13 protein-coding genes are annotated in these 12898 nt (G+C 60.5%); 7 read left to right on the forward strand and 6 right to left on the reverse strand.

Annotated features, from left to right (window positions below):
* Window positions 1-114 precede the first annotated feature (114 nt).
* The 4 genes from FHX76_RS11440 to FHX76_RS11455 all read right to left on the reverse strand — a co-directional run bounded on the left by FHX76_RS11440 (window position 115) and on the right by FHX76_RS11455 (window position 3473).
* On the reverse strand, window positions 115-882 hold the full coding sequence (locus tag FHX76_RS11440; RefSeq protein ID WP_167150811.1) for an SDR family NAD(P)-dependent oxidoreductase: 768 nt from the start codon (window positions 880-882) through the stop codon (window positions 115-117).
* The gene (locus tag FHX76_RS11445; RefSeq protein ID WP_167150812.1) at window positions 879-1847 is read right to left on the reverse strand and encodes a 3-hydroxyacyl-CoA dehydrogenase family protein; all 969 of its coding nucleotides are present in this window, start codon (window positions 1845-1847) and stop codon (window positions 879-881) included. Before FHX76_RS11445 ends, FHX76_RS11440 begins: the two co-directional genes overlap by 4 nt.
* A gap of 10 nt (window positions 1848-1857) precedes the next feature.
* Complete coding sequence (locus FHX76_RS11450; RefSeq protein WP_243848782.1) at window positions 1858-2796, reverse strand: sugar phosphate isomerase/epimerase family protein; 939 nt, start codon at window positions 2794-2796, stop codon at window positions 1858-1860.
* 248 nt (window positions 2797-3044) lie between these two features.
* Complete coding sequence (locus FHX76_RS11455; protein WP_167150814.1) at window positions 3045-3473, reverse strand: ArsR/SmtB family transcription factor; 429 nt, start codon at window positions 3471-3473, stop codon at window positions 3045-3047.
* A 94-nt stretch (window positions 3474-3567) separates the two neighbouring features.
* Here FHX76_RS11455 and FHX76_RS11460 point away from each other — a divergent pair, with 94 nt between their 5' ends.
* From FHX76_RS11460 to FHX76_RS11475, 4 genes are all read left to right on the forward strand, one after another.
* Window positions 3568-5010 carry a TrkH family potassium uptake protein gene (locus FHX76_RS11460; protein ID WP_167150815.1) on the forward strand — a complete coding sequence of 481 codons (1443 nt, stop codon included), beginning with the start codon at window positions 3568-3570 and terminating at the stop codon, window positions 5008-5010.
* Window positions 5003-5674 (forward strand): potassium channel family protein, encoded by a 672-nt coding sequence (locus tag FHX76_RS11465; RefSeq protein WP_167150816.1) that lies wholly within the window; start codon window positions 5003-5005, stop codon window positions 5672-5674. Before FHX76_RS11460 ends, FHX76_RS11465 begins: the two co-directional genes overlap by 8 nt.
* Before the next feature lie 346 nt (window positions 5675-6020).
* Window positions 6021-6659, forward strand: a complete 639-nt coding sequence (locus tag FHX76_RS11470) for a TetR family transcriptional regulator (protein WP_167150817.1) — start codon at window positions 6021-6023, stop codon at window positions 6657-6659.
* Window positions 6656-8347, forward strand: coding sequence for an MDR family MFS transporter (locus FHX76_RS11475; RefSeq protein WP_167150818.1), 1692 nt, complete (start codon window positions 6656-6658; stop codon window positions 8345-8347). Before FHX76_RS11470 ends, FHX76_RS11475 begins: the two co-directional genes overlap by 4 nt.
* Before the next feature lie 97 nt (window positions 8348-8444).
* On the opposite strand, the gene proC is transcribed toward FHX76_RS11475, so the two are convergent.
* Window positions 8445-9296 (reverse strand): pyrroline-5-carboxylate reductase, encoded by an 852-nt coding sequence (gene proC / locus FHX76_RS11480; protein WP_341777936.1) that lies wholly within the window; start codon window positions 9294-9296, stop codon window positions 8445-8447.
* 55 nt (window positions 9297-9351) lie between these two features.
* On the opposite strand from proC, the gene FHX76_RS11485 reads away from it, so the two are divergent.
* Window positions 9352-10314 carry a cation diffusion facilitator family transporter gene (locus FHX76_RS11485; RefSeq protein WP_167150819.1) on the forward strand — a complete coding sequence of 321 codons (963 nt, stop codon included), beginning with the start codon at window positions 9352-9354 and terminating at the stop codon, window positions 10312-10314.
* Window positions 10315-10409: 95 nt separating this feature from the next.
* Here the strand turns inward: FHX76_RS11485 and FHX76_RS11490 are convergent, their stop codons facing one another.
* The gene (locus tag FHX76_RS11490; RefSeq protein ID WP_386761732.1) at window positions 10410-10892 is read right to left on the reverse strand and encodes a nucleoside deaminase; all 483 of its coding nucleotides are present in this window, start codon (window positions 10890-10892) and stop codon (window positions 10410-10412) included.
* Between the two features lie 70 nt (window positions 10893-10962).
* Here FHX76_RS11490 and upp point away from each other — a divergent pair, with 70 nt between their 5' ends.
* Window positions 10963-11598, forward strand: a complete 636-nt coding sequence (upp, locus tag FHX76_RS11495; protein ID WP_167150820.1) for a uracil phosphoribosyltransferase — start codon at window positions 10963-10965, stop codon at window positions 11596-11598.
* Window positions 11599-12085: 487 nt separating this feature from the next.
* Complete coding sequence (locus FHX76_RS11500; RefSeq protein WP_208402661.1) at window positions 12086-12802, forward strand: winged helix-turn-helix domain-containing protein; 717 nt, start codon at window positions 12086-12088, stop codon at window positions 12800-12802.
* The last annotated feature ends 96 nt before the right edge of the window (window positions 12803-12898 follow it).

Below are 12898 nucleotides of genomic sequence, written 5' to 3' on the forward strand. Positions count from 1 at the left end.
AGACAGGTTTGAGCCGATCATCCAGATACCGGCACCAACGAGCAGAATCCCGACGGCAAGAAACAGGATGCGGCCTTTCGACCAGGTTCCGAACAGGCGTGACATAGTGCGCTCCTAATGCATGTAGAGTCCGCCGTCGACGTTGAGGGTTTGACCCGTCACGAAGCCAGCGTCCTCGCTAATGAGGTAGGCAATGGCCGCCGCGATGTCGCGCGGAGTACCAATGCGGGGAAGAACACCATCGGCCGCCATCGCGACCTTGCGCTCCTCGGTGAGCGTTCCGCCCATGATGTCGGTATCGATTGGTCCTGGCGAAATAGCGTTGGCAGTGATTCCCAGCGGGCCGAGCTCCCGCGCAACGCTTCGGGTGAAGCCGATCACGCCGGCTTTTGCTGCCGAGTAGACCGTCTTGCTGAAGGTTCCACCACCACGCTGCGCCGACACCGACGACAGACTGACTACGCGGCCAATCCCGTGCGAAACCATTGATTCCACGGCACGGCGGGTCACAAAATGCACACCGTTGAGATTGATGTTCATCACCCGGTTCCACTCCTCGCTCGTCACGTCGAGGTATGGCACAGGAGAGGACACCCCCGCGAGGTTCACAAGGGCAACTATTTGTGGGAGGGCGAGCTCCAAGCGATCGTAGGCGGCACGGACCTGAGCTTCGTCGGCGACGTTTGCGCCGACGCCACTCGCAACGACGCCAAACTCCTCGGCGATTTCTGCCGCGACGGCCTGAGCTGCATCCTCGTCAATATCGATAATGCCAATGTTCCAGCCGCGCTCAGCAAGGTACTTGGCCGAGGCCCGTCCGATGCCGCGAGGCGAGGCCGCCCCGGTCAGTACAACGCTGCGCGATTCGGGAAAAGCGTTCATGAGGTGACTCCTTCGTGGATGGGGGCCGGCCCAAGCTCATCCATCAGCTCTTTGATGGCCACGTAGGCCCGGTTACGGTACGCCACGAGTTCCGCGGTGCGCTCTGCGGGAACGTCGAGGTAGCCAGCACCGGATTTGGTACCAAATTTTCCGGCCTCAACAAGCTGCGCGAGCGATTCGGGCGTGGCGAAGCGTTCTGGCCAGCGGGTCTGCAACGACGCGTAGCAGAACGAGTACACGTCAAGTCCTGCCATATCAGCGATGGCAAACGGCCCAAAGACGGGGAGCCGGAACCCAAACGTCGTGCGCACGATGGTGTCAATATCCTGCGCCGTGGCAACACCCTCTTCAACGAGCTGGGTTGCCTCGTGAAACAGCGCGTATTGGAGCCGGTTTAACACAAAACCGGTCGAATCGCGTACCCGAGCGGTCTCCTTGCCCGTGGCAGTCACAATCTCTTCAACCGTCGACAGGATGCTCTCATCGGTGCCCTCGTGGGGAATCAGTTCGACGCCGGGAATGAAGGGGGCAGGGTTTGAGAAGTGCACCCCGAGAAAACGACCGGGGTTGGTTACGGCTTCGGCAAGCTTGCCAATCAGGATGGTCGAGGTATTCGAGCCAATAATGGCGTCTTCGCGGGCTGCCGCACTGATCCGGCGAAGCGTGGCGTGTTTGATCTCGATCTTCTCGGGAACGGCCTCTTCGATAAAATCTGCGTCGGCAACGGCATCCTCTACCGATTCGGCTGGCGAGAGGTTTGCTTCGATGAGTTCGACGCTGCCGACGGGGAAGAGCCCGTCGGCCACAAACTGCTTGGTCTCCTCGATGATGCGGTCGTAATTCGTTTTGGCGATCTCAGCGGAGACGTCCGCAATGCGAACGGTGGCACCGGAGAGGGCGAGCACCTGAGCGATGCCTCCGCCCATGTATCCGGAGCCGACAACGGCAATAGTGCGATGAGTCATGGGGGCCTCTCTAGTTGGTTGGAAGGAGCGAGCGGATGTACTTCTGGTTGGTGGCGCAGACGCCGAGGCTGTCGCCTCCGTAGTGTTCCGCGAGGATGATGCCGTTAAAACCGAGCGCAAGCGCATCCCTGAACACTTGGCGGTAATTGATGAGCCCGGTTTCCATGGTCGATGGCACCGACGTTGCCCAGCTGCCGTCCGCGGCTTCGTCGCGGGTGTAGTTCTTGACGTGCCAGTAGTTGGCATATGGAAGGGTTTTGGCAAAGAGCTCGCGCCAGTCCTCAACCGGGCGGTGCAGCCGGATGAGGTTTGCCACGTCGGGATTCAGGCCAACGTTGTCGAGCCCAACCTCTTCAACAAATCGCACGGCGCTGTCGGCCGTGCCGAGGTAGGTGTCCTCATACAGTTCGAGCGAGAGCGGCAGCCCAACCGAGGCGGCGTGCGTGCCAAGCTCGCGGATGCGCTTGACGGCCGTGTCCCAGACCTCGGGGTCTGCGGGGTCTTTTGGGCCTTCTGCCGTCCAAAACCACAGCGCTTTCCGCTGCGCTTCGCTGAACGGCTGATGAAGACCCGTCGAGAAAACCTCCATGCCCCACTCGGCGGCCGCATCAATCGTGCGGTGCGCATACGCAAGGTTGCGTTCTTCGTGGCCAGGCATGATGACGCTCTGGCGCTGCAGGTGCACAGATGGGACCCGCACACCGTGTGAGGCTGCTATCGAGAGAAACTCGTCGCGACGCGACGGTTCAAGATCAGCAGGTCGCACGTGACTGTCGGCAAGCTCGGCCAGGGTAAACCCAACCTTGGCAACCTGCGCGAACATGTCATCCCAGACCTCCGCTGGCGCATCGTGCATCCGCACGCCTTGCTGGTCTATGGCCGCAAATCCGTGCAAACAGGTGGCGATCGGCCAGGTGTCTGCCGTGTATGAGTTCGTTGATTCCAGCATCCTGCTCCATTGCATGTCGAAGTTGAGTCATCGCCGCCGGAGCGACTTTCGTAGATCCTATAGGATCTACGATGCCCTTATCAAGCATCCCATCGAACTCCGCACAAGGCAGCACAGCGAGACTGCGAAACAAGACCGCACCCGGCAGCATCACGGGAAGTCGGCACAAAACCTACCCAGCAGAGGGAGACGGGCAGCACAAATCAACCTCAGCAGAGGTAGTAACTCACACGAGAGAGGAGCTCGGCCTAGCGAAGGCGGAAGCGAGCAACCAGTTCGCGCACGGTGTGGCCGGCATCCGCGGCGACACGACCGATGGAGGCAGCGGCAGTCTCGACGCCCTCGCTCAGCACGTGGGAGTCATCTTCAACATCGCGGAACTCAACGGTGACATCACCGTCAAAATCAGCACTCAAGAAAGGGACCACAAAGTCCTCAACATACTCAAGCGGCTCGTAACACAGCGTGTAATAGCGGTGCTGCCCCTCTTCGCGCACGCTCACCAGCTCGGCCTCGCGAAGCACCTTGAGGTGCTTAGAAACGGTTGGCTGGCTCAGCTCAAGCTTGGCGACAATCTCGGAGACACTAATCTCCTTTTCCTGCCGATATCGTTCCAGCAGAATAAGCAGGATGTCACGACGTGTCGCATCCGCGATGACGTTGAAAATATCTGGCATACCTACAGGGTACTTGGCTAAGTGTGTAGCATGACAACCAGTCGACAAAAGTTGTACCCCGCACGCTGCCCACAAGGCATGAACAAGGATGCCAATGGCCCGCCCCGCAATAGCACCACAGCTGCCACTGCATAGAAGAATCCGCAGAGCTGTGAACGAGCTAGCCGAATCATGGCCAGCCCGATTTACCATCATGGTGTTCAGCGCACTGATCCTCATTTTCACCGGCCTACTCATGCTGCCAATCGCGTCGGCAGAGGGGGTCACGACTCCCCTGGTAAACGCGTTCTTTACCGCGATGTCGGCCATCTGCGTGACCGGACTCACCGTTGTCGACATGGCATCCCACTGGTCAGCATTTGGCAACATCGTGATTGTGCTTGGCATCCAAATTGGCGGCATCGGCGTGTTGACCGTCGCAAGCCTCCTTGGGCTCGCCGTGTCGCGAAGGCTCGGCCTCAAGCAGCGACTTCTCGCCGCGAGCGACACCAACCCGATGCGCGCCCACCACGGCCCGGTCTCGGAGAGCCAGACGGTTGGCCTCGGCGAAATTGGCGGCCTGCTGAGCGCCGTGCTCTTCAGCGTGCTCGCAATCGAGAGCATGCTCACGCTCCTCATCTTCCCCCGCCTGCTCATGATGGGCGAAGACGTGCTCACCGCGCTCTGGCACAGCTTTTTCTTCGCGGCCTCTGCCTTTACCAATACAGGCTTTGTCCCAACCGCCGACGGGATGACCCCCTTCGAGACCGACCCCTACATGCTTACGGTGCTTGGCATCGGCGTGTTCCTCGGCAGCATCGGGTTCCCCGTTATTTTTGCGCTCTACCGCTTTGCGAAGGTTCGCGGATGGAAACGGCCGAGTCGCTTCCCACTCCACGCCAAGCTCACGCTGCTCACGACCGCCGTCCTCATCATCCTCGGCGCGCTCGCCATCGGGGCCCTCGAATGGAGCAACGGAGACACACTCGGCGAGCAGACAATCGGGCAGCGATTCCTCTCGTCGATGTTCATGTCAACAATGACCAGGTCTGGCGGTCTCGCGACCCTCGACGTTGAGCAGATGAACGGCTCAACCCTGCTCGTCATGGACATGCTCATGTTTGTTGGCGGAGGTTCCGCGTCCACGGCAGGAGGCATCAAGGTCACGACCCTCGCGGTGCTCTTCCTCGCCGCCTTTGCCGAGGCGCGCGGCTATCAGGACATTCAGGCCTTTGAACGCCGCATCCCAACCGAAGTCCTTCGAGTTGCGGTGAGCGTTGTGCTCTGGGCCGCAACCATCGTGGCAACGTCATCCATCATCCTGCTGCACATGACCAAAGCGCCGCTCGACCATGTGCTCTTTGACGTGATCTCCGCCTTTGGCACGTGTGGTCTCAGTACGGGGCTCACCGAGAACCTGCCGGATGCCGGCAAGTACGTCATCGCTGCCACCATGTGGGCAGGACGAGTTGGTACAGTTACACTCGCAGCTGCGGTTGCTGCGAGCAGTCGCTCACAGTTCTTCCGCAGACCAGAAGAAAGGCCGATCGTTGGTTGATCGTATTCGTCATGACTCGCCAGTGCTCATCGTGGGCCTTGGACGATTTGGTGCAGCCACGGCCGGGCAGCTCGATCGACTCGACCGCGAGGTCCTTGCAGTCGATACCGACTCGGTGCTCGTGCAAAAATGGGCAGACCGGGTCACCCACACCGTGCAGGCCGACGCCCGCTCGATTGACGCCCTCATCCAAATCGGCGCCAAAGACTTTGATATCGCCGTCGTTGCGGTTGGTTCGTCAGTAGAGGCGAGCGTGCTTGTTGCCGCGAACCTCGTCGATCTTGGTATCCCCCAGATCTGGGCGAAGGCCATTTCACAGTCACACGGCAAGATCCTCGAGCGCATCGGCGTGAACCACGTTATCTACCCCGAGCGCGAAGCCGGAGAGCGCGTTGCGCACCTGGTTTCGGGTCGGATGCTCGACTTCATCCAGTTTGACGACGACTTCGTGCTCGTCAAGATGTACCCACCGAAGCCCATCCGCGGCCTCAACCTCACCGAGAGCGGTGTGCGCAGCAAGTACCGCGTCACGGTTGTTGGCGTGAAGTCGCCCGGCAAGCCGTTTACGTACGCCACCAATGAGACCGTGGTGTCGAACCACGACCTCATTATCGTTTCGGGCACCGGCGCTGACATCGAGCGATTCGCGTCACTCGGCAGCTAACGCGGCGGCTGCATCCCGCGCTTGCGCTGGGCCTGCTTCCGTGCAGCCGTCACAGCCACAGCCACAGTCACAGTCACAGTCACAGTCACAGTCACAGAATGGTCACGGATCCACCCAATCCTGCGACCTTGGGTGGATCCGTGACCATTCTGCTGCGAAGGCGTTCCCGCGAAGGCGCGGTCCATTCCCTAGTCGTCGCGAATCGGTCCTCGCGAATCGGCCGTCACGAATCAGCCGTCGAGAATCGGTCGTGACGAATCGACAATTACTGTGCGTTTGCTGCGAATAATACAGACCTGCAAGTTTGCAGTTGTGCATAAATGCAGAACTGCCGCATAATTATTGAGTGACCTCAGCGACCCCATCCCAGCCCATCGGCCTCCGCGAGCGCAAGCGCCTTGAGACGCGTGCCGCCCTCGAACAGGCAGCCGTCAAGATCGTGCTGCGGGACGGTTTTGACCAGGCAACCGTTGACGCGATGTGCGCAGAGGCGAACGTGTCGCCGCGCACGTTTTTCAACTACTTCGAGAGCAAAGAAGACGCCATTCTTGGGGTCTTCGACGAAAAGCTCGACGAGGCCAGCATCACGGAATGTGTTGCTGCCAGCAGCACCGACGACATCCTCGAATCGATCATGGATGTCCTGTTCAAACTCCTCGGCCCAAGCGTCTCTGGCGTCAGCCTGCAAAAGTCACGCATCGAGATCATCAAGCAAAACCCACACCTACTCGGCCGCCACATCGCCCAGATGACCCGCATGAGCGAACAGCTCCTTGTGGCCATCCGCATGCTGGTCAGCCAAGATCCACGTTTTTCCCACGAATCAACTGACGAACAGTCCGCAACTGCCGAAATGCTCCTCGCCATTGGGGGCGGCGCACTCCGCGTCGCCGTTCGCGAGTGGGTCGCATCGGGCGGCGAACGCACCAATATTCAACTCCGAGCCGCAGAGCTCGCCAGAAAGGTAATCGAACAACTCCAATGAGCACCTCCCCCTCGCTCGAAGCAGAGGCCAAACCGGCTGCCTCCGCCCACGAAAAGCGAAACATTCTTCTCGTTTTTGCCGGCCTTATGGTCACGATGCTCCTGTCATCGCTCGACCAGACCATCTTTAGCACCGCGCTTCCGACCATCGTTGGCGAGCTCAACGGCGTCGACCACATGCTGTGGGTGACAACCGCCTACATCCTCGCCTCGACCATCATGCTGCCCGTCTACGGCAAGCTCGGTGACCTCATCGGCCGCAAGGGTCTCTTCATTGGGGCAATCGGCCTCTTCATCGCCGGCTCAATCGTGGGCGGCCTCGCCCAAGACATGACGTGGCTCATCGTAGGCCGCGCCATCCAGGGACTCGGTGGCGGTGGCCTCATGATCCTTTCGCAGGCCATCATCGCCGACGTCGTTCCGGCACGAGAGCGTGGCCGTTACATGGGAATCATGGGTGGCGTCTTTGCGCTTTCCTCGGTTGCCGGACCACTACTTGGTGGATGGTTCACCGAGGGCATCGGCTGGCGCTGGGCGTTCTGGATGAACATCCCCCTCGGCATCCTGGCCATCGCATCCGCCGTGGTCTTCCTCCGCCTGCCAACGCGCGACATCCAGAAGCCAAAGATCGACGTTGCCGGCATGCTCCTGCTTGCCCTCGCCTCGACCAGCATTGTGCTCATCACTACCTGGGGCGGCACAACGTACGACTGGAATTCCGGCGTCATCATTAGCCTCATCGTCGCCGCAGTCGTGACGAGCGTTGCGTTTGTCTTTGTCGAGCTCCGCGCCGCTGAGCCCATCATGCCGATGTTCTTGTTCAAGGACCGCAACTTCAACCTCACGACCGTCGCCGGCCTCATCACGGGTATCGCGATGTTCGGCGCGATGGCGTACATCCCCACCTACCTGCAAATGGTCACGGGAGCAAACGCCACGGAGGCAGGCTTTATGATGATCCCGATGATGGCCGCGCTGCTCATCACCTCGATTGTTTCTGGCCAGTTGGTCAGCCGCACTGGGCGCTACAAGTGGCTCCCCATCACCGGAACCGTGATCGTTGGCATCTCACTCGTTCTTTTGTCGAGCATGACGCCCGACATGGAGATCTGGGTACTGTGCGCGTTCCTCGCCGTTATGGGCGTTGGCCTCGGCATGAGCATGCAGATCCTCATCCTGATCGTGCAGAACTCGTTCTCGAATAAGCTCGTTGGCACCGCAACCGCGGCGAACAACTACTTCCGCCAGATCGGGGCGTCGCTCGGATCAGCGGTTGTTGGCAGCCTGTTTGTGAACCGGCTCACCACGCTCATGGCCGAGCGGATGCCGGCCGAGGCTGGCGCAGCTGGCGGTGGCGATATGAGCAACTCGCTCACGCCAGCCGTGGTCAAGGCCTTGCCAGAGCAGCTCAAAGACATCATTGTCGGCTCGTACAACGACGCGCTGACCCCGGTGTTCCTATACATGCTGCCGCTGCTGGTCATCGCCGCCGTGCTGCTGTGCTTTGTGGTTGAAAAGCCGCTCGCCACCACCGTTGAGGGCGCTCCGGATGCGGTTGGCAACGACCTCCTCGAGGCAACCGACAGCGTGGTTGCTCCCGAGCTCGTGGATGCACTCGAAGCTGACCTTGCCGGGCCGGACGCCGACCCGCAGCGCCCAAACACGGGCCTGATCGAGACGGTCAAGTAACCCGGTCGGTCAAACAACTCCCTCGCGGGGTGCATGTTGGCTCGTGGGGTGCGAAATTTCGCACCCCACGAGCCAAAGTGCGCCCCGCGAGCGACGTTTATTCTGCGGCGAGCTCGCGAGAGCGCTTCAGCGCCGCAGCCGTTGCGTCAATGAATACCTGGTCTGGGATTTGCTCCTGAAAGACCTTGATCGCTTGCTCGGTTGTGCCCTTCGGGCTCGTTACGCGGCGACGCAGCTCAGCCGGGTCTTCGCCGCTCGTCACGAGCAGTTCGGAAGCCCCGGCAAAGGTCGTCTCGACCAGCACCTTTGCGTCTTCTGGGCTGAAGCCGAGCGCGAGGGCGGCCGCCGTGAGCTTCTCAACAAAGAGGAACACATAGGCGGGGCCGGAGCCCGAAATTGCGCTGAGTGAATCGAGCTGCGATTCCGGCGTCACGACGACCGTGCCGACCGTCTCGAATACCTCACGGACCAGCTGCAAATCGGCATCCGTTGAACGAGTGCCCGCGCTCAGGCCAGTGACAGCCTTGCCAACAACTGCGGGAGTGTTTGGCATCGAGCGAATGACGGCAATGTGTGATGGCAGCGCTGCCTCAAAGGTGGCGACCGTCACACCTGCGGCGACGCTCACGATGATGGCATCTGGTTCGAGGGCATCCTTGATCTCGGCAAGCAGGTCGGTGACCATCCACGGCTTCACCGCAACCAGCACAACTCGTGCGCCGGCGACGGCCTTGAGGTTTGCCTCGGGATCGGTCTCGGTCGCGTACGCGGTGACGTCGTCAGCATCGTCAAACACGGCGGCGTTCGCCGCCGAACGGTTAGTCACACGGATGCCGCCGGCAACGGTCACGGAAGGCTGACGCAGCCCGGAAAGAATCGCACCTCCCATCGAACCGAGTCCAAGAATCGCGATCGTGGGCAACTGAATATTCTCTGTAGGAGCGGTCACCCCACCATCATAGAATGAGTACCAGTACACCAACCGGGTCAAATTCGGAGGATCAGTGAGCGCTTCAGGCGGACAAAAGGCCATCATCGCGGCATTTTCGGCGAACCTAGGAATCGCGGTGGCCAAGTTTGTTGCGTGGTTCCTTTCCGGCTCTGCATCAATGCTCGCCGAGGGTGTGCACTCGCTCGCCGACTCCGGCAACCAGCTCCTCCTCCTGCTCGGAAACAAGCGTGCCAAGCAGGCCGCAGACAAAGAGCACCCCTTCGGTTACGGCCGAGTACGTTTTGTCTACGCCTTTGTTGTGGCCATCATCCTGTTCTCGGTCGGTGGCGTGTTCTCGGTTTACGAGGGCATTAACAAGATCCAGAATCCCCACCCGCTTGAGATGTGGTGGATCCCCATCGGCGTGCTGCTCATCGCCATCGTGCTCGAAAGCTTCTCGCTGCGCACCGCCATTCGCGAGAGCAACCCGCTGCGCGGTAATAAGTCGTGGGTCCAGTTTGTGCGGCGCTCAAAGGCTCCCGAGCTTCCCGTTGTGCTGCTTGAGGATGTTGCGGCACTCGTTGGCCTGATCTTTGCGCTTATCGGCGTGAGCCTCACGGTCATCACCCACAACGGCCTGTTTGACGGCATCTCGACCATCTTCATTGGCGTGCTGCTCGTGGCGGTTGCCGTCGTACTTGGCATCGAGGTCAAGAGCCTACTCGTTGGCGAAGGTGCGTCAGACGAGGATGTTGAGGCAATCGAAAGGGCCCTCATCGCCGACCCCGAAGTTGAGCGCATCATCCACATGAAGACCCTCTACCTTGGACCAGACGAATTCATGGTCGGCGCGAAGATTAGTGTTGCCGCGCGACGCACAGTCGGCGAACTCTCGGTCATTATCAACAGGGCCGAGTCGCGCATCCGCGAGGCAGTTCCCGCGGCGCGGGTCATCTACATTGAGCCAGACGTGTACATCGACCCGAACGACACGGCGCCGAGTACCGAAGCGATCGTGCTCAAGAGTTCCGACTAAGGCCTAGCTTCACAACGACCTGCAATTTTTGGGGAGTTTCAACGTTTCGGAATCTGGTTCAGGAACAAAACCCGCATGAAGCTGGGCATGTCGACCTAGCGCTTGGATGCGAAGAAATCGGTCAACAGGCGTACACACTCGGCCTCTTCAACACCCGCAATTACTTCTGAGCGGTGCGGGAGCCGGCGGTCCCTCAACACGTCATAGACGCTGCCAACAGCGCCGGCCTTCTCGTCCCAGGCGCCAAACACCACAGTGGGGATGCGGGCAGCCGCGATAGCCCCTGCGCACATCACACACGGCTCAAGTGTGACAACGATTGTGCAATCGCTCAGGATGCGGTCCCCGAGGTGCCGGGCCGCCTCGCGAATCGCAAGCACCTCCGCGTGGGCCGTCGGGTCTAGGGCATTGTGACGCTCGTTGTGGCCCCTGCCGATGAGCGCGCCCTCTGCGTCAAACACCAGTGCGCCGATCGGCACGTCGTCCGTCGCTGCGGTGAGCGTTGCCTCGTCAATCGCGAGGCGCATCCACTCGCGGTGCTGCTCGCTGAACGCTAAGCCGGGATGTGTCACGCTCAACCGCCTTCCGTTCACTGGTTTGCTGAGGTATCGGCCAACGAGATCGCCGAATTTCCACTAGATTGACTCTATGCGAGTTTTTGTTGCGGACCACCCTTTGATCACCCATAAGCTCACGGTTCTTCGCGACAAAACAACGGCTCAGCCGACGTTCCGCGCGCTCACCGAAGAACTCGTGACGCTCCTGGCCTACGAAGCAACCCGCGAGGTCGCCATCGAGGAGATCACCTTCGAGACCCCGGTCTGCGAGACACAGGGCGTCCAGCTCGCGCGTCCGCTCCCCCTCGTTGTTCCGATTCTCCGTGCGGGCCTCGGCATGCTTGAGGGCATGGTCAAGTTGCTTCCGACCGCCGAGGTCGGATTCCTTGGCATGGTGCGCGACGAAACAACATTCCAGCCAGTGACCTACGCCGAACGTCTTCCAGACGACCTGAGCGGCCGCCAGTGTTTTGTGCTCGACCCCATGCTCGCAACGGGCGGCTCGCTTGCCGCGGCCATCCAGTTCCTGTTCGACCGCGGGGCCGACAACATCACGGCAGTCTGCATCCTTGCCGCGCCAGAGGGCCTCGAAGCCCTTGAGAAGGCGACTGAAGGCCGCAACGTGACGATCGTGCTTGGTGCGGTTGACGAGCGCCTCAACGAACAGGGCTACATCGTGCCCGGTCTCGGTGACGCGGGCGACCGCCTCTACGGCACGATTGACTAATCTTCCCCACCAAACCTGCATCTATTTGTGAGTTTCTGTCGAAAAATCCTCGGATTTGCGCAGAAAGTCCCAAATAGATGCAGGTTTTTGGGTTTCTCCCCAGAAACTGCTTGACATACTGTGTCATCTTCGCTTTACTTTGATACATGACTGACAACGTGTATGCCCTGACAGCCTTCGAGGCCCCCAGGACTACCGGCATGATGATGGCCGGCACCGTTGTTTCGTGTTGTCGAATGTGCAGCTAACTCAAGCCTTTTAGGCGCACTCAGCTGCCGGTTCGCTCCAACTCCCCATATTCCATTCGTTGGATGGGTTGAGGTAGGCGAACCCCAACCGCAGAGCAATTCACGCTCACGGCGATTCACACAGGGCTCACGCCCAACCGTCGCACACCCGTAGAACGGGATCGACACAACACAACACTCGAGCACCGCGAGTGGTTTCTCACGAACCACCGGGCTCACATCATCAAAGGATTTCTCTCATGTCGACCATCACCGCAACCCCAGCTACCGCGCCTCAGACCGCCACCGTTGCCCGCCCCGACCTCGCCGCTCCGGTCAACCCGGCGCCGACTGTCCGGGCCGTTCCATCAGGCACCGAGGCCCGTGGCTTTGTCCTCTACGTCGGATTCGACGAGGACAAGGCAGACGCGGCTGGCACCTCGCTCGGCAGCATCGTTGAGGCGCTCAAGCAGCTCACCGCGCAGATCGCTCCCGGTTCCGAAACCTACGCGGCAGTTGCCCTCGCGCCAGAAGGCAGCGGCGGACGCGACGTGGATGTTGTCCGCCTCGCCCTCGGCGACCCTGCCGCAATCGCCCGCCACCGCAAGCCAGAGATCGACCCAGATCTCGACCGCGTACGCGACGGCGTTGTTATTGATCTTTCCCGCAAGCGCCTCCAGCTCGACAATACCCCGGTTGCGCTCACCTACAAGGAGTTCGAGCTCCTCCAGTTCCTCGTCCTCCGCGAGGGTCAGACTGTCGAGCGCCAAGAACTGATCAACGGCCTGTGGGATGCCGCTGGCGACGAGGAGATCCCAAGCGAGCGCACGATCGATGTGCACGTCCGCCGCCTCCGCGTGAAGCTCGGCGACTACCAGGACATCGTTCGCACCGTCCGCGGTGTTGGCTACCGCTTCGACCGCCACGCCGACGTATCGATTCGCCACAGCAGCACCCCAAGCCCCGACATCTTCTAAGACGGAGCCTTCAGGGGCTTCGCTTTCGCTGACTGTTATTGCCTACCCGAAAAGCAACTCTCATCGACGGGCCACTCCACCAATCCGGTGGAGCAG

The organism is Lysinibacter cavernae (assembly GCF_011758565.1).
Lineage (GTDB): Bacteria > Actinomycetota > Actinomycetes > Actinomycetales > Microbacteriaceae > Lysinibacter > Lysinibacter cavernae.